14 protein-coding genes are annotated in these 16283 nt (G+C 72.8%); 13 read left to right on the plus strand and 1 reads right to left on the minus strand.

Translation table 11 applies throughout. From position 1 onward, the window contains the following. Positions 1 to 59: 59 nt before the first annotated feature. From ACFSJS_RS15720 to ACFSJS_RS15730, 3 genes are all read left to right on the plus strand, one after another. Positions 60 to 1304, plus strand: coding sequence for an MFS transporter (locus ACFSJS_RS15720; RefSeq protein ID WP_380900707.1), 1245 nt, complete (start codon positions 60 to 62; stop codon positions 1302 to 1304). Positions 1305 to 1832: 528 nt separating this feature from the next. Next, positions 1833 to 3038: an IS701 family transposase gene (locus ACFSJS_RS15725; protein WP_465269796.1), complete on the plus strand. Its 1206-nt coding sequence runs from the start codon at positions 1833 to 1835 to the stop codon at positions 3036 to 3038. Positions 3039 to 3065: 27 nt separating this feature from the next. Further along, the gene (locus ACFSJS_RS15730) at positions 3066 to 3755 is read left to right on the plus strand and encodes a response regulator transcription factor (protein ID WP_380900709.1); all 690 of its coding nucleotides are present in this window, start codon (positions 3066 to 3068) and stop codon (positions 3753 to 3755) included. A 58-nt stretch (positions 3756 to 3813) separates the two neighbouring features. Here ACFSJS_RS15730 and ACFSJS_RS15735 read toward each other — a convergent pair whose 3' ends face one another. After that, entirely contained in the window at positions 3814 to 4566 is a 753-nt protein-coding gene (locus ACFSJS_RS15735) for a maleate cis-trans isomerase family protein (protein WP_380900711.1), read from the minus strand. Between the two features lie 282 nt (positions 4567 to 4848). Between ACFSJS_RS15735 and ACFSJS_RS15740 the strand changes: the two genes are divergently transcribed. The 10 genes from ACFSJS_RS15740 to ACFSJS_RS15785 all read left to right on the plus strand — a co-directional run bounded on the left by ACFSJS_RS15740 (position 4849) and on the right by ACFSJS_RS15785 (position 14678). Continuing rightward, on the plus strand, positions 4849 to 5955 hold the full coding sequence (locus tag ACFSJS_RS15740; RefSeq protein WP_380900824.1) for an isopropylmalate synthase: 1107 nt from the start codon (positions 4849 to 4851) through the stop codon (positions 5953 to 5955). 71 nt (positions 5956 to 6026) lie between these two features. Next, on the plus strand, positions 6027 to 6212 hold the full coding sequence (locus ACFSJS_RS15745; RefSeq protein WP_380900713.1) for a lysine biosynthesis protein LysW: 186 nt from the start codon (positions 6027 to 6029) through the stop codon (positions 6210 to 6212). Position 6213: 1 nt separating this feature from the next. Continuing rightward, positions 6214 to 7065 carry an ATP-grasp domain-containing protein gene (locus tag ACFSJS_RS15750; protein WP_380900715.1) on the plus strand — a complete coding sequence of 284 codons (852 nt, stop codon included), beginning with the start codon at positions 6214 to 6216 and terminating at the stop codon, positions 7063 to 7065. Beyond that, on the plus strand, positions 7062 to 8117 hold the full coding sequence (gene argC / locus ACFSJS_RS15755; RefSeq protein WP_380900717.1) for an N-acetyl-gamma-glutamyl-phosphate reductase: 1056 nt from the start codon (positions 7062 to 7064) through the stop codon (positions 8115 to 8117). The genes ACFSJS_RS15750 and argC overlap by 4 nt, the downstream gene beginning before the upstream one ends. Further along, a complete protein-coding gene (locus ACFSJS_RS15760; RefSeq protein WP_380900719.1) occupies positions 8114 to 8944 on the plus strand; it encodes an amino acid kinase family protein in 831 nt (276 codons plus the stop codon). The genes argC and ACFSJS_RS15760 overlap by 4 nt, the downstream gene beginning before the upstream one ends. After that, positions 8941 to 9504: a type 1 glutamine amidotransferase gene (locus tag ACFSJS_RS15765; RefSeq protein ID WP_380900721.1), complete on the plus strand. Its 564-nt coding sequence runs from the start codon at positions 8941 to 8943 to the stop codon at positions 9502 to 9504. Before ACFSJS_RS15760 ends, ACFSJS_RS15765 begins: the two co-directional genes overlap by 4 nt. 67 nt (positions 9505 to 9571) lie before the next feature. Further along, positions 9572 to 10690, plus strand: a complete 1119-nt coding sequence (locus ACFSJS_RS15770; protein ID WP_380900723.1) for a Glu/Leu/Phe/Val dehydrogenase dimerization domain-containing protein — start codon at positions 9572 to 9574, stop codon at positions 10688 to 10690. Beyond that, a complete protein-coding gene (locus ACFSJS_RS15775) occupies positions 10687 to 12378 on the plus strand; it encodes an AMP-binding protein (RefSeq protein ID WP_380900725.1) in 1692 nt (563 codons plus the stop codon). Before ACFSJS_RS15770 ends, ACFSJS_RS15775 begins: the two co-directional genes overlap by 4 nt. Positions 12379 to 12445: 67 nt before the next feature. Beyond that, complete coding sequence (locus tag ACFSJS_RS15780; protein ID WP_380900727.1) at positions 12446 to 13744, plus strand: pyridoxal phosphate-dependent aminotransferase; 1299 nt, start codon at positions 12446 to 12448, stop codon at positions 13742 to 13744. A gap of 28 nt (positions 13745 to 13772) precedes the next feature. Continuing rightward, complete coding sequence (locus tag ACFSJS_RS15785; RefSeq protein ID WP_380900729.1) at positions 13773 to 14678, plus strand: fumarylacetoacetate (FAA) hydrolase; 906 nt, start codon at positions 13773 to 13775, stop codon at positions 14676 to 14678. The last annotated feature ends 1605 nt before the right edge of the window (positions 14679 to 16283 follow it).

Raw genomic sequence — 16283 nt, forward strand, 5'->3', positions numbered from 1 at the left:
GCGCCGCGCCCTCCGCTTGCAGAAGACATCCACGTCCCCCGAGACCCGGAGTACATCACATGAGCACCCCATCCGACATCGCGGACGCCTCCGGCACGAGCACCCGTGCCGCGCCGCCTGGTAAGGGCGGAGGCGAGGAGCGGGAGAAGCTGCCTCTCTTCGCCCTGCTGGCCCTGTCCACGGCCGTCTTCATCACCAGCCTCACCGAGACGCTTCCCGCCGGCCTCCTCCCCGCGATGAGCGAGGGTCTGAACGTCAGGGAGTCGGCGGCCGGGCAGACCGTGACGATCTACGCGATCGGCACCGTCCTGACCGCGATCCCGCTGAGCGCCGCCACTGCGGGTTGGCGGCGCAAGCGGCTGCTGCTGACGTCGATGACGGGTTTCGCCGTCGCCAACACCGTCACGGCCCTGTCGTCGGTCTACAGCCTGACGATGGTGGCGCGGTTCGTGGCGGGCATCGCCGCCGGTCTGGCCTGGGCCCTGCTCGTCGGGTACGCCAGGCGCATGGCCCCCGTCCGCCTGCAGGGCAGGGCCATCGCCATCGCCATGGCGGGCATCCCGGTGGCGCTCTCCCTCGGCGTGCCCGCCGGAACCTTCCTCGGCGCGGCGCTCGGCTGGCGTGCGGCGTTCCTGTCGATGACGGCGCTCACGGTGGTGCTGCTGCTGTGGATCTTCGTGGGTGTGCCCGACTACCCGGGGCAGGGGCGCGGTGAGCGGCCGAAGATGCTGGGGGCGCTGCGCGTCCCGGGGGTGTCCCCGGTGCTGTTCGTCGTCCTCGTCTTCGTCCTGGCCCACACCATCCTGTACGCCTACATCGCCACGTTCGTCCACGACCTGGGCATGGGCGACGACACCGATCTGGTACTGCTCGTCTTCGGCGGCGCCTCACTGGTCAGCATCTGGATCGTGGGGGCGCAGATCCACCACCGGCTGCGCTCGCTGACGGTCGCCAGCGTCCTGCTGGTCGCCGTGGCCGCCGCACTGCTCGCGGTCGTCGCCGACAACGCGGCCCTCGTGTACCTCGCCTCCGCCCTGTGGGGCCTGGGCTGGGGCGGTGTGCCCACGCTGCTGCAGACGGCCGCCGGCGACGCCGGCGGGGAAGCCGCCGACGCGGCGCAGGCGATGCTCGTGACCCTGTGGAACGTCGCCATGGCGGGCGGCGGCATCATCGGCGGCGTCCTGCTCGACGTGATCGGCAGCGACTCCTTCCCCTGGGCCGTGATGCTGCTCCTGGCACCGGTGCTCGCGGTCGTCCTCAAGGCGCACAAGCACGGCTTCCCCGCCAAGCGGCCCGGCACCTAGGGCGGTGTGCGGACCCTGGGCCCTCTTCAGCGGGGCCCGGGGCCCGCCCCGCCACGGGCTCCTTCCCGGACGGAGGGGGTCCGCGCACCCGCGCACTGCCGGGTCGGCTCTCTCGGAACCCGTCCCGCGCGGGGTCCCGCGGATCGCCGGCCCGGCACTCTGCGGTCCACCGCCGGTCGCGTCCACGCCGGCTTCCCGAACGGCCGCCGAAGGCACACTGCTCCCCCGCCTTCGGCGGTCACCCGCGCCCGCACGCGCCGCCCGTCCGCGGAGCCCGGGCGTCGTGCCGGGCGGACGGGGACCCGCTTCCGCACGCCCCCGTCCGCCCGGCGGCTGCCGGTTCCTGCAGCCGGATCGTCTGCCGGGCATCCCACCGGACCACGTTCGAGCAGGTCAGAGGAGGAAATCGCGAACTCGGCGATAAGCCCATAAATTTTTCCTTCGAGAAGGTATTTTTATGCCTCGTACAGACTGCCGTGCACCGGCTTCGGGTGCGAACGACGCGAGTATGAGGGGGCGCAGCGTTACATGTCGTCTAGCAGATTGCCTACGACCGTGGCAGGCGAGAGCTCGCGCATGCAGGAGTTTTTGGAAGAGGTTTTCAAACCGCTCCACCGGGCGGAGCAACATCGTTGGGCGAAGGCGTATCTGCAGGGACTGATCCACGCGCCCGGCAGGAAGACGCCGCGGCGCATGGCGCGGACCGAGCTGCTGCCTCCGGCGACGGCGCACGGCCTGCACCAGTTCATCAACGCCAGTTCGTGGGACTGGGAACCGGTGCGCCGCAGACTGGCCTTATGGGTCGCCGCCAACGCGGCACCCTACGCGTGGGCCGTCGCCGAACTGACCATCCCCAAGCGCGGCGCGCATTCGGTGGGCGTGCACCGCCGGCTGGACACCGCGACCGGGCGGCTCGTCAACTGCCAACAGACCGTCGGGCTCTTCCTCACCACGGACGCCCACTGCTTCCCGGTGGACTGGAGCCTGGTCATCGACGGCGACTGGGCCCGGGACCGGCAGCGCAGGCTCCGGGCGCGCATTCCGGAGGCGGAGACCGCGCGTCCCGTGGGCTCCCACATCCTCGGCCACGCGGCCGCCGTCGCCGCGCAGCCGCGGCTGCCCCGCGTTCCCTGGGTCCTCGACCTCGTGCAGTGCGACGACGCGGGCGGAGTGCTGGCCGGGCTCGCCCGGCACCGGTTCGACTTCGTGTGCGAGGTCGGGCCGGCCCAGCCCGTCTTCGCCGGGCACCACCCCTCCGCCGTGACCACCGTCGGCCGGCTGATGGACACGCGGCGCACCCGGAGGCCGTACGCGGTGGAGCACCGGACAGCGGGCGACCGCCCCAGAGCGGCGCCGATCCGTGTCTACGCCGGGGCGGTGCGTCTACCGCGGCACGACACCGACCGGCAGGGCGACTCCCCGTGCCACCGGCTCCTGGAACTCCGCAGTCCGGACAGTCCGCAGCCCGCCCGGTACTGGATCACCAACTTGACCGACCGGTGCGTGGAGACGGCCATGGCGCTGGTGCGCAGCCGCGCCGCCGTCCGGTCGACCGTCACCACGCTGCGCGAGGACTTCGGCGCGCTCGACTTCGCGGGCCGCTCCTTCCCCGGCTGGCACCACCACATGACCATGGTTTCGGCCGCCTACGTCCACCAGCGCCTCCACGGCGCCCCCAACTCCCTCACCGTCGCCCCGGTACCGCACGCGGCGCCGAACAGAACCGCCGGCTGACCGGACGACGAGAGAGGTCTTGGGCACATGAGAAACGTACTCGTGGTGGAGCGAGAGGCCTCCGCCGCCGACGCCATGGTGCGCGATCTGCACCGGCAGGGATACTCGGCCCACAGCGTCGACACGGGGGCGCGCGCCCTGCGCGCGCACCACGACGCCACTCTGGTGCTGTTCTCCCTGGACCTGCCGGACATCGACGGCCTGGAGCTGTGCCGGTCCCTGAGGGCCGAGAGCAATGTCCCCCTGATCGCCTTCACCCACGCCGACAGCGAGCTGGAGCGGGTCCTCGCCCTGAAAGCGGGTGCCGACGACTGCGTCGCGACCGCCTGGGGCCACCGGGAGCTGGGAGCCCGCATCGAAGCGGTGCTGCGCCGGGTCCGCTCCAGGCCGCCGATACCGCAGACCATCTCGCTGCGTCCGCTCCACATCAATCCGCGGACACGGGAGGTCCGCCTGCGCGACCGGGTCGTCGACGTCACCTCGAAGGAGTTCGAGCTGCTCTACACCCTGGCCGCCGACCCCGGAACCGTGGTGTCCCGGAAGGAGCTGATGGCCAGGGTGTGGGGGAACTCCTGGGTGCAGACCAGCCGCACCATCGACACCCACGTGAGCAGTCTGCGGGCGAAGCTCGGATCCAGCAACTGGATCATCACGGTCCGCGGGGTCGGCTACCGCATGGGCCACACCTGGCAGGTACCGGAGACGTCCGCGGGCTGAGCGTTCGCGCACCCGCTGCCGGGCCCCGGGAGGCGCGCCTCCCGGGGCCCGCGCCGTGTCACACCGCCTGGTCGTCCAAGCGCCGCAGCAGCGGGTGCGCGTCGCCGGAGCCGTGCCCCACCGTGCGCCGCGCCCACCAGGCGGACGCCAGGTTCGAGGACAGCAGGGGACGGGAGGCGTCCTCCCGGGCGAGCTCGGTGAGGGCGTCGAGCGTACCCATCCCCGTGCCGGTGAACAGCAGCGCGGAGCCGTCGGGGAGCCGGTGCTCACCCATCCGTTCCCTGATCGCCCGCGTGGTCACCCGGTACGGGTCGTAGTGGTCGCGACGGCCCGGGTGCCGCGCCGCCGGGACCATCACCACGCCGTCGACCGTGAGCCCGGCTCGCTCCCAGAAAGCGCGGGACGTGTCGGTGAGCCACGGCTGGTAGGGCGAGACGAGCGTCAGGCGGGTCACCCCGAGCGCCGCGCAGACCGCGAGTGTCGCCTGCGTCGAGGACCGCACGGGGAAGCCGGCACGCACCGACAGCTCCTCGCACAGCGCGCGGTCGCCCTCGGGGCCCAGCAGGTAGTGCGAAGCGCTGCAGGCCACCACGGCGGCGCCCAGTTCCATACCGCCGAAGGCGCCCACGGCCTCGGGGAGCACGCGGTTGTACGTCTCCAGCATGTCCCTGAGGCTTTTCCCCGGTGTCACCGGGAACCGAGAGGCGTACACGTTGAGACGGGATCCGAGCAATTGGTTGAACTCCGGTTCCGCAGTGGGATTCTCCGGAGGGACTACGACTCCGAGTCTGGGCAGCGAGAAAAGGTCCATGACGGCACGGTAGGGCGCGCGCCGCGACGGGAGGGCCCGGAGTCGTCCGAAATGACGTCCGGCGCACACCGGCCTTGCAGTCCTTTTCCTGCCTGACATTCCTTGACACTTCTCTACGGAGTTCTGACCTCGGACGCCTTGTCTCGCGCCGCCTCCCGGTGAAGTCTATGGAGCACCGCCCACCGAAATCCCCGACTTCGGTTCACCTCCCGAACCCGGAAGAAGGAGAGAAGGAAATTGACATCCTCGAATAGCCCCGAGAGACATCCGGAACCGCCCCACATATCCGACGCGACCCTGCGGGACTCCGCACACATGGCAGGTGTCGAGTTCGGCCCCGAGGACGCCGCGGTCATCGCGGATCTGCTGGTGAGGACCGGGGTCTCCCTGGTCGAGGTGGGCATGGTGTCCGGCCCGAACTCCAAGGACGCCGACCTCGTCCTCGCCACCCACGAGGCCGTCACCCCCGAACGCAGCATGACCCTCGTGGTGGTGCGGGACCGCCGGCAGGTCGCCACGGCCCTCGACGAGGCCGAGCGGCTCGGCGTACGCCACATCATGTACTCCATACCCACCTCCGAGCAGCACGCCGGCCTGAAGCTCGGCTCGTCCAGCCCCAAGTTCCTGCACTCGCTGGCCCGTTCGGCGATCTCGCAGGCCAAGGACCGCGGCTTCCACGTCACCTTCAGCGGCGAGGACGGTGCCCGCACCCCCAAGGAGCGGCTCGTCCCCTACGTCACCGCGGGCTTCGAGGCCGGCGCCGACCGGTTCCGGCTCGCCGAGACGGTCGCGTACCTGTCACCGTGGCAGATGGAGGAGGTGATCGCCGACCTCACCGCGATCGAGGGGTCCGAGATCGAGATCCACTCGCACAACATGCTGGGCATGGCCGTCGCCAACTCGCTCGCCGCCGTCCGCGCGGGAGCGCGGTGGGTCTCGGCGACCGTGGGAGGCATCGGCGAGCGCGGCGGCAACGCCCCCCTGGCGGAACTGCTCACCTCCCTGCGCGTCCTCCACGGCGACACCCGCTTCGACCTGACCCACCTCACCGAGCTGTCGCGAGTCGCGCTCAAGGGCTCCGGCCTGGGCGAGGCCTTCCAGTCGGGACCGACCACACCGCACGCGTTCGCCTACGAGCTGCCGGGGCAGCTGAGCCACCCCGAGGCGTACGAGACGCTGCCCGCCGAACTCGTCGGCAACGTGCGCGAGCTGCGCGTCCGCACGCGCCTCACACCCGCACTCGTGAAGTGGGCGCTCGACGGCTCGGGCGTCCTTGTCGACGTCGACGCCTTCACGCCGTGGCTCGTCGAGCGGCAGGAGCGCGGCGGAGGCCCCCTCCTGGACCGGGACGCGATCCACAAGGCCGCCGTCGACTTCCAGGCCGCCTGAGCTCCCCGCGCGGTCCCAGCCCGGCCCCACCCACCGTTCCACCGACCCACCACGACATACGGAGTTGAACCATGCCCACCGCAACCTTCACCGGCACCTGCCCGGAGTGCGAAACCGACCTGACCGTGCCCCCGATCGTCCAGGGCGAGACGCTTTCCTGCCCCGAGTGCATGCTCACACTGCGCGTCGAGGAGGTGCAGGACGGCAGGCTCTCCCTGCAGATGGTCGAGGTGCAGCTCCGCGACTGGGGCCAGTGACATGGCCAGGAGAGTCGCGATCGTCGCGGACCGGATCAGCTGGGAGGAACGCCGGCTGATCGACGCCGCCCCGGACTCCGGCCTGCGCATCGACTGGGTCAACGACGAGTCCCTGTGCCTCGGCCACCCGGACGGCCCCTCCGTGACCGACTACGAGGCGCTGCTGGTGCGCAGCCGCAGCTACACCCGCGGCGGCCTGATCGCCACGCTCGCCGAGGCGGCCGGGGTGACCGTCCTCAACAGCGCCAAGGCGATCAACGCCTGCGAGAACAAGGCGGTCCTGCGCACCGTCCTGCGCACCGCGGGCGTTCCCGTGCCGGACTTCCGGCTCGTGCTGTCCCGCAAGGACTTCACCAGAGCCCTCGACGAGATGGAGGTCCCCCTGGTCCTCAAGCCGGTCTTCGGCGGCATGGGCAAACGGGTCACGCTGATCCGGCACGCCGACACCGCCCAGTCCGTCTACGACTACGTCGAGGACCTCGGGCACGCCTTCGAGCAGGCCTGCCTGGCGGAGCCGTACCTGGACGGCGGCGCCTCGGTGCGCTGCCTCGTCATCGGCCGCGAGCTGGTCGGCGCCGCCGAGTTCACGAGCGGCGGCACCGACTGGCGCAACAACGCGGCACTCGGCAACAACAGCCGCACCGTCGCCCACGACCCCGACGTCCTGAAGATCATCGACACCGTGGTGGCCGAACTCGGCGCCGGAATCTACGGAGTCGACCTCTTCCGCACCCCCGACGGCTACGTCGTCAACGAGGTCAACCACGCTCCCGGCTTCCGGGCGGTGGCCTCGACGACCGGAGCGGACATCCCCTCGGCGATCGGCCGCCACCTCCAGGAGCTGCTCTCATGATCCGTGCAGGAATCGTCGGCGCCTCCGGGCTCGCCGGCGGTGAACTCATCAGACTGATCACCCAACACCCCGACATGGAGCTGACCTTCCTCGGCGGCTCCTCCCACGTCGGCCGGCGCCCGGCCGAACTGCACCCGGGCCTGCGCCTCGACCTGGGACTGACGGTGGAGCCCGCCACCGAGGCGACCGCCGACCGGGTCGACGTCGTCTTCCTGGCCACTCCGGCGCCGGTCTCGGCCGAGCTGGCCGCGCTGTTCGCCGACCGGACCGCGGCTGTCATCGACCTCAGCGGCGCCTTCCGCATCCGGACACCGGAGCTGCACGACCGCTGGTACCCGAAGGCGAAGCGGCGCACCGACCTCGCCGACCGCTTCGTGTACGGCGTACCGGAGCTGGTCGGCGACCAGATGGCGGACGCCGCCCTGATCTCGCTGCCCGGCTGCTACGCCACCGCCATCACGCTCGGCCTCGCACCCCTCACCCTGGGGCTCGGCCTGGACCTGAGGACCGTGGTGGTGGACGGCAAGAGCGGTTCCAGCGGCGGTGGCCTCCAACTGCGCACCGCCGACCTGCACCCCCTGCGCAACGGCGCCATCGCCCCGTACGCCCCGGTCGGCCACCGGCACGCGGCCGAGGTCCGGGACTTCCTGGAGCGGAACAAGCCCGGCTCCGTCGGCTCCCTGAGCATGTCCGCGTACGGCGTCTCGCACGTGCGCGGCCTGCTCGCCAGCTCGTACGTGTTCACGGACGAGGCCGTCGACCAGCGCGAACTGCAGCGGGCGTACGTCCGCTTCTACAAGGAGCACCGCTTCGTGCGGGTGCGGCGGCACGCGGAGACACTGATCCCGGTGCCCGACCCGCAGGCCGTCCTGGGCTCCAACTTCTGCGACGTGACGGTCATGCACGACGACGAGAGCGACCGCATCGTCGTCCTCTCCGCCCTCGACAACCTCGTCAAGGGCGCCGCCGGCCAGGCCGTGCAGGCCGCGAACAAGCGGTTCGGCCTACCCGAGGAGACGGGCCTGACGATGCAGCCGGTGATGCCCGCATGAGCGGGACGCGGAAGACCCGGGAGCCGGCCGTGAAGCCGACCGTCGTGAAGCTGGGCGGCAGTTGCCTCGACGACCTCGACGGATCCTGGTGGGACGACCTGGCCCGGCACGGGGAGGAAGCTCCGCTGATCCTCGTGCACGGCTGGTCCAAACCGCTGAAGCGGTTGAGCCCGCGGTACAGCGAACCCTCGGCGATCCTGCGCGACCGGTACGGCAACCAGAGCCGCTGGACCACGCCCGAGGTCATCGACGACATCAAGACCGTCAGCGCCAAGCTGGGCGAGGAGGTCATCGGGCGGCTGGCGTCCCGTGGCATCACAGCGGAGCGGCTGCTCGGCAGTGACGGCCTGGTCAGGGCGGGCGAGGCCGAACGCTGGTGGTGGCGGGACAAGCAGCTCGTCGAGCTGGAGAACCTCGTCGGCCCGATCACCGGCGTGGACACGGCGCCGCTGGGGACCCTGCGTCCCGGCCACGCCCACCTCGTCACCCCACTGGCCCGGAACGCGGCGGGCCGGGAGGTGAACACCGACGCCGACAGGGCCGCCGCCGCCATCGCCGGCGCCACCGGCGCCACCGATCTGGTCCTCGTCACCGATGTCGCGCACCTGCTGATCGACGGAGAGCCGGTACGGCGGATCGGGGCGGAGGCCGCGGCCAGGTTCCGCGACAGGGGCGCGACCGGCGGCATGCGGAAGAAGCTGCGCGCCGCGGGCGAGGCCCTGGAGCAGGGTGTGGGGCGGGTCGTCATCGGAAGTGCGCCCGTCACGGACCTGCTCGCCGCCGACAGCGGCACCGTCATCACCCGAGCGCAAGGAGCGCACACGTGACTCGATCCCGCGTACTCGTCGTCAACAACGGAACACTGTCCCTGAAACAGCTCCGCGGGCGCTTCGAGGAACTGGGTTCGGACACCGATGCGGTCGACGCGGCGTCCGTACCGCCCCGGCTCGGCGGCCGCTACCAGGCGGTCGTCCTGAGCGGCACCAAGGTCCGGGCCTACGACCTCGGCTACTACAAGCCGCTCGTCGACCTCGTCATGAACGCCGACGTCCCGGTCTTCGGCATCTGCGGCGGCATGCAGATCCTGGCCGTCGCGGCGGGCGGCCGACTCGCCGAGGGCCCCCAGCGGGTCGGCGGTTACGAGGTGCAGGTCGACAAGGAGGAGCCGCTCTTCACCTATGTGAAGCCGGCCGTGACGGTCTTCCACCGCCACACCCTCTACCTCCAGGAGGCCCCCGAGGGCTTCCGCTCCATCGGCCGCTCCGAGCACGCTCCCGTGGAGTTCCTGCGCTCCGACGACGGCCGGATCCTCGGCTCGCAGGCCCATCTGGAGTTCCGCAGCGACGGGTTGGAGATCCTGCGGGGCTTCACCCGGCTCTACCGGTGACGGCGCCCGCGCCCGGGCGCGAGCGCGCCCACCGACCTCACACATCTACCCACTGAAGGAGTTGGGGATGAGCGACGAGCAGAACTCGCCCAAGCCCGCGTTCACCGCGCACCTGAACGGCAGCGGCGGCGACATCAAGGGCTGGGTGGTCGTCGACACGCTCTACGACGGCCTGGCGATGGGCGGTACGCGGATGACAGCGGGCGTCACCGAGCAGGAGGTGGCGGACCTCGCCCGCGACATGACGCAGAAGTTCACGCTGGCCGGCCTGCCCATCGGCGGCGCCAAGGCCGGCATCGTCTCCGAGGGCGGTGACCGCGAGAAGACCTTCCGCACCTTCGGACGCACCGTCAAGCCGCTGCTGCACGGCGGTATCCACCTCGGCATCGACATGGGCGTCACTCCCGCGGACCGGGCCGTCTTCTTCGCCGAGGCCGGTTACGACCCGCGCTACCGGCTGGGCGCCCCGGACATGCCGATCGACTGGCGCACCTACTACGAGCCGCTGATCGACTGCACCGGGCACGGCGTCGGGGTCGCCGCGGTCACCGCCCTGGAGGCGAGCGGCCGCAAGGAGCCGGCCCGGATCGTGGTGCAGGGCTTCGGCGCCGTGGGCCGGGCGGTCGCACGGTTCCTGGAGGAGCGCGGGCACGTCGTCGTGGGCGTCGCCGACGTGCAGGGCACCATCAGCGCGGACCGGCTGCCGGTGGCCGACCTGATGGCCGTGACCGACGGGTTCGGGCGGATCGACCGCTCCCGCCTGCCGCAGCACGTCACCGTCTCCACCGAGCCGGACGCCTGGCTCGACGTCGACGCCGACCTGCTGATCCTGGCGGCGCAGAAGCACGCGCTCAACGCCGAGAACGTGCACCGGCTGCGCGCCGGCCTGATCGTCGAGGGTGCCAACATCGCCTCCAGCGCGGAGGCGAGGGAGAAGCTGGCGGCCTCCGGCGCCACCCTGGTCCCCGGCGTGATCGCCAACATCGGCGGAGCCGCCTCGGCCGCCCTGGCCGTGACCCGGGTCGTCCCCTTCGACCTGCCGGCCGACGAGCGCAAGGCGTGGGTCTTCGACTGGGTCGGCGACCGGGTGCGCCGCAACACCGCGGACCTCCTGGAGATCGCCGCCGCGCGTGCCGGGGACCCGCTGCCGGAGCTGCTCGGCGCCCGCGGGAAGGAACGCCGATGAGTACGGCCGCCACGGAGGCCGAGGCCGCCCGCACCGGCCCGGGGGCCGTGCCGTCCGAGGAGCGGGCGACCGAGTACAGGCGCCGCGGCTGGTGGCGGGACGAGACCTTCCTCGACGACCTGCGCCGCCACGCGCGCGAGCGCCCGCACAAACTCGCCATCGCAGGGCGGCGCATCACCGAGTCCCGCACCGACACCCTCGACTACGCCGAACTGGACCGTCTGACCGACAGGTTCGCCATGGCGCTGCTCGAACTCGGTGTACGGCGGGGTGACTTCGTCGCCGTCCAACTCCCCAACCGGTGGGAGATGGTTCCGCTGATGTTCGCCTGCATGCGTGTCGGCGCCGTCGTCTGCCCCATCTCGCCGATCTGCCCGGAGGAGGAGCTGCGCCATCGCCTCGGTCTCACGGGTGCCCGGGTGTGCGTCACGCTCCCGGACTGGTCGGGCACGCCCCTGGCCCGCATCGTCACCGCCCTCAAGGACGAACTCCCCGATCTCGACCACGTCCTGGTGGTGGACGGACCGGCCCCCGAGGGCGCCCTCTCCTTCGGTGACCACTTCGTCGCCGCCGCCCGGGAGGAGCACCGGGGTACCGCGCTGGACGGCCTGGCGCTCACGGCCGACGAACCCTTCGTCGTCCTGTTCACCTCCGGAACCACCGGCGAGTCCAAGGGCGTGCTGCACAGCCAGAACACGGTCCACTCGGCCGTGCGCGGTTACGTCGACGCCTTCGGGCTCGACGGTTCCTGGGTCGCCACCGTGTCCACGCCGCTCGTGCACTACTCGGGCTTCGCCCAAGGCGTCCTCGCGGGCGTCATGCTCGGCGGCACCGTCTCCTTCCAGGACATGCGCGAGAACGCGGCGCTCCTGGACCTGGTGGAGCGCTACGGCGCCACGCTCCTGTACGGGCCGCCCGCCACGCTCGCCGACGTGGCCGCCTCGCAGCGGGCCGAGAAGCGCGACACGGGCACGCTGCGGCACGTGGTCATCGGCTCCGCTCCGGTCCTCGCGGAGCTGGCCGACGAGGTCCGCGAGACCCTGGGCGCACGCACCCACTCGCTGTGGGGCATGTCCGAGAACGGCCCGGTGACCATGACCCGGCCCGAGGACCCGGCGGACTGGGCCGCGCACAGCAACGGGCGCGCCATCGACGCCATGCAGACGCGCATCGACCCGGCGGGCTTCGACGGCGAGAGCGACCTCGTGGGCCGGCTCAAGGTGCGCGGGGCGTCCCTGGCCCTCGGCTACTACAGGCGGGAGGAGGCGTTCGCGGCGGAGTTCGATGCGGACGGCTGGTTCGACACCGGGGACCTCGCGCGGGACGACGGCCGCGGCGGCATCCGCATCGTCGGCCGTGCCCGCGACGCGATCGTCCGCGACGGTCTCGTGGCGCCCATGACGGAGCTGGAGGCGGTCATCGGCAGCCACCCCAAGGCCGTGGAGGCGGCCCTGGTGGGCCTGCCGTCCGCGGCGGACGGTGGCGGGACGGTGATCTGCGCGGTGGTGGTCCCCCGCGGCGGGACGGGCCCCTCGCTCGACGAGATCCGCGCCCACCTCGGGGACGCGGACCACGACTCCCGCTTCCTGCCGGACCGCGTGGAGCTGCTGCCCGCCCTCCCCAAGACCCTGACCGGCAAGGTCCGCAAGGCGGAACTGCGGCAGCGGTACGCCCCGGCGGCCGGCTGACCGGGTGCCGGAGCCTTCGGGGAGGCCGTCCCCCGTCCCTACCGAGCCCCTCACCTTGGAGTCTGTCATGCGCGAATCGACACCGGTCCCCATGTCGGCGACCCTCGCCGCCGACGAGGCCCTGGCCCGCAGGCGCCGCGCCGGGGAGCGGGTTCTCTCCATGGCCAGCGGGGAGATCGGCCTGGCCGTGCACCCCGCCCTGCGGGAACGGCTCGCTGCCGCGGCGGGTGAGGGTGCGTACGGCCCCGTGGCCGGCGGCCGCGCGCTGCGCGCCGCCGCCGCCGGGTACTGGGAGCGGCGCGGCCTGGGCATCGACCCCGGGCTGGTCGTGGCCGGTCCGGGGAGCAAGCCACTGCTGTTCGCGCTGCTGCTCGCTCTCGGGGGCGACGTGGTGGTGCCCGTGCCGAGCTGGGTGAGCTACGCGGCGCAGGCCCGGCTCGTGGGGGCGCGCCCCATCCCCGTGCCGATCGTGCCCGGCCAGGGCGGAGTGCCCGATCCGGAGCGGCTGCGCGAGGCGGTCGCCGAGGCGCGCGCCGCCGGGCTGGACCCCCGGTCCGTGGTGGTGACGGTGCCGGACAACCCGACCGGCACCGTCGCCTCGCCCGACACGGTGCGGCGCCTGGCATCGGCGGCCCGGGAACTCGATCTGGTCGTCGTGTCCGACGAGATCTACCGCGATCTCGTCTACGACACCTCGGCGCCCGCCGAGTCGCCGGCCCTGCACGCCTCCGAGCGCACCGTCGTCACCACCGGACTCACCAAGAACCTGGCGGTCGGCGGCTGGCGCACCGGTGTGGCCCGACTCCCCGACAGCGACATCGGGCGTGCCCTGCACACCCGCCTCGTCTCCGTCGCCAGCCAGGTGTGGTCCAGCCCCCCGGCACCCGTGCAGACCGCGGCCGCGTACGCGTTCGGCGAACCGCCGGAGATCACCGAGCACGTCGCGGCGAGCCGCCGGCTGCACGAGGCGGTGGCGCGCGCGGTCGCCGGCCGTTTCACCGCGGCCGGGGCCGCCCTCGCCCCGGTGCGTGCCACCTGTTACCTGTACCCGGACTTCGAGCCGCTCCGCGACCGCCTGGCCCGGGCCCACGGCGTGCACGACGGCGACGGCCTGGCCCGGTTCCTCAGCGAACGCCACGGCATCGGAGTCCTTCCGGCGAGCGCCTTCGGGGAGCCCGGTCCCACCCTGCGGATCCGGGCCGCCACGAGCCGGCTCTACGGCGACACCGACGAGCAGCGTACGGCCGCCCTCGCGGCGGCGGACCCGCTCGGACTGCCGTGGGTCCGGGAAGCGGTCGAGCAGGTCGGCGGGGCCCTGTCCGACCTCGTCCGCTCCACCGTCCGCCCCCTCTCCCCCCAGTCCTGACCACCACCAGTCCCAGGAGGACCCTCCCATGTCCCTTCCCATCCTCTTCGAAGCCGCCTACAGGGGCGAGCGTCACGTCGGCTTCGGGCGGCTCGAGGCCGGCACGCCGCAGACCCTGTACCGAGTGGCCGACGGGCAGCTGGCGGCGGCCTTCGCCACGACCGACGGTTCGGAGGCCGCCCTCAGGTCCGCCGTCGCCGAGGGCGCCGGGACGGTGACCGTCACCGCCGACGACCCGGAGGTGCGGCTGCTGCCCCCACTGCTGCCGACGGCCGGCGGCACCGCCCTGCTGAGCGGCTTCATGGGCACGCACAGGAAGAAGTGGGGCGGGCAGAGCGCCCCGGAGGGCGGTGAGTTCACACCGCCCAAGTGGTTCTTCAAGGGCTTCGGGGACTGGATTCGGCTGCCGGGCGAGACGCTGAACGTGCCCGCGGACCCGGTCGCCCTCATCGAGGAGCCCGAGGTGGCCCTCGTCTACGTCAACGACGCCGACGGCACCCCGCACTACGCGGGCTACACCTTCGGCAACGACCTGTGCGACATCGGCCTGCACCGCAAGGACCCCGGCTACAACCCGTACTGCAAGCTGTGCGACACCGCCCTGGCGCCCTGGCTGTTCCTGGGGGAGCCGCCGCGGTCGGTGACCGGCCGGGTCACCATCGAGCGGGACGGTGCGGCCGCCTGGGAGGGGAACTTCGACTGCGGCGGCGACGCCCTGTACTTCCGGGTGCGGGACATGGTGGAACACCTGTTCTCGTTTCCTGCGGTACGGCGGCCCGGCATGGTCAACTACGTGCTCCTGGGGGCCGACGAGGCCAGCTTCCACGACGGGTTCCGCATCGCCGACGGGGACCGGATCGCCATCGACGTGAAGAGCCACGGTGTGGCCTTCGAGAACACGGTGCGGTACGTCTCCCCCGCCCCCCTCCCCTGAGCCGCCGGCCCCCCGGTGGGGCGCGCGGAGGTGTGGTGCTTCCTGCGGCGGGAAGCACCACACCTCCGCGCGCGGGCCGCGGTCGGGCGATCGCGACGGCCCGCTGCGCGACGAGTCGCGGGGCGTGCGCGCCACGGCCACCGCCGCGAGGGGCGGCGGAGCCGGTGGAGGCGGGCCTGACCGGTGCGCGCGCCGGCGGTGTCGGCCGGACGGGCCCACGGGTGGGGCGAGATCCGTACCGGGACCGGTCCGGGGCTCGCCGCACGCCTCCGCGGCGACCGGGAAGCCGCCGGGCGCCGCCTGAACCGGGCGCCGGCCGGGGGCCGTCCGTCGGGCCGTGCCGCCGGTGCCGCGGCCGTGCCGGCGGAACCGGACCTCTTCCCCCGGCATGGCCGGGTTCGCGCGCCGCCCCCTCGCCGGTGGCGTTCGCTCAGCGCGGGTGACGCACACCGTGCGGCCGAAGGACGGGACGATACGCCGGGCGGTGATGCCGTCGGCGCGGCCCACGCCGGGGAACACCCGCCGGACGGGAAGCTCCTCCACCACCTGCCGGAGGCAGGCGTGGGCCACGGCCTTCCCGTCCGTTCCGGCGAGGAACCGCCTCCACGCACCGCGGCATCGCGGCAGGCGTCCTCGCCGGTCGTCAGCCCCCCGGTCGGCACGGCCTCCTCCAGCCCCGTTCGGGACTCCTCTCACGGTGGCCGTGCACCGACCGCCGTCCCGTGCACCGGCCGATCCCGGGTGGTGGCACGGTGCCGCGCCCCGGATCCGCCGGGCACCGCCCGGCGTACCCGGACGGTGGCGGGGAGAGGGCGCACAAGAGCACGCCCCGGCCTCCCACGCCCCGGTCCGGTCGGCGCCGGCCAGGTCACCGCAGGACTCGGCGGCAAGAGCACGAACGGTGCAGTCCTCGTCGAGCACGGCCGAGGGAACCGTCCCGCCAGGCATGCGGGCCGCCAGGCCACCGAGGGTGACCAGACGGGCGAAAGCGGCACCACCGAGCACGAAGGCGGTGCGATCGGCGGGACAGTCGGGGTCGACCGGCGGACACGCCACCCCCCGTCCCCACCACCGCCGGCGGAGCCGCCACCGGCTCCGCAGAGCGCGGCAGCGCCACCGCCGCCAACCACTCGGGCCCCCCGCCGCACCGGCGGACGCGCCAGCCGATCGGCCCGCACGTCCAGCCCGGCACAGAACAGCCCGACATCCCCTCGGCAAGCGCCACAGCATCCGGCCCCCGCACCACCTGACACTCGGACGACTCCGGCAGGGCCCGGGGCGGGGTGTCGGCACGGTGCTCGGCCGGGACGGGCGGCACGAGCGCGCGCTCGTGCGGAAGGACGATGTCCAGCCAGTAGTCCCGGTCCCGCGCCGACCCCTCCGACGCGCCGTGTCCGGCGCCGTCCGCCGGGAGCAGGTCCTGTGAGCCGCTGCCGCCCTCCCGTACCGGTGCCCCGCTCGTCAGGGCCGTGTGGACCTCGGCCACCCGGTGCGCGGACAGCGCGGACATGTACCCGTCGGTGACCAGGTGGTGGCCGCGCACGTGGAGGAGGCGCCGGTCGGTCCCGGCCCTCGGCAGCGCCGGGGCGGACGTCCGGCCGGACT

This window comes from Streptomyces desertarenae (assembly GCF_042681365.1).
GTDB classification, from domain to species: domain Bacteria; phylum Actinomycetota; class Actinomycetes; order Streptomycetales; family Streptomycetaceae; genus Streptomyces; species Streptomyces desertarenae.

Bases quoted from the DNA above. Each gene is read 5' to 3' on its own strand.
- ACFSJS_RS15720 (WP_380900707.1), top strand. From the start codon at position 60: ATGAGCACCCCATCCGACATCGCGGACGCCTCCGGCACGAGCACCCGT.
- ACFSJS_RS15725 (WP_465269796.1), top strand. From the start codon at position 1,833: ATGTCGTCTAGCAGATTGCCTACGACCGTGGCAGGCGAGAGCTCGCGC.
- ACFSJS_RS15730 (WP_380900709.1), top strand. From the start codon at position 3,066: ATGAGAAACGTACTCGTGGTGGAGCGAGAGGCCTCCGCCGCCGACGCC.
- ACFSJS_RS15735 (WP_380900711.1), bottom strand. From the start codon at position 4,566: ATGGACCTTTTCTCGCTGCCCAGACTCGGAGTCGTAGTCCCTCCGGAG.
- ACFSJS_RS15745 (WP_380900713.1), top strand. From the start codon at position 6,027: ATGCCCACCGCAACCTTCACCGGCACCTGCCCGGAGTGCGAAACCGAC.
- ACFSJS_RS15750 (WP_380900715.1), top strand. From the start codon at position 6,214: ATGGCCAGGAGAGTCGCGATCGTCGCGGACCGGATCAGCTGGGAGGAA.
- argC (WP_380900717.1), top strand. From the start codon at position 7,062: ATGATCCGTGCAGGAATCGTCGGCGCCTCCGGGCTCGCCGGCGGTGAA.
- ACFSJS_RS15760 (WP_380900719.1), top strand. From the start codon at position 8,114: ATGAGCGGGACGCGGAAGACCCGGGAGCCGGCCGTGAAGCCGACCGTC.
- ACFSJS_RS15770 (WP_380900723.1), top strand. From the start codon at position 9,572: ATGAGCGACGAGCAGAACTCGCCCAAGCCCGCGTTCACCGCGCACCTG.
- ACFSJS_RS15775 (WP_380900725.1), top strand. From the start codon at position 10,687: ATGAGTACGGCCGCCACGGAGGCCGAGGCCGCCCGCACCGGCCCGGGG.
- ACFSJS_RS15780 (WP_380900727.1), top strand. From the start codon at position 12,446: ATGCGCGAATCGACACCGGTCCCCATGTCGGCGACCCTCGCCGCCGAC.
- ACFSJS_RS15785 (WP_380900729.1), top strand. From the start codon at position 13,773: ATGTCCCTTCCCATCCTCTTCGAAGCCGCCTACAGGGGCGAGCGTCAC.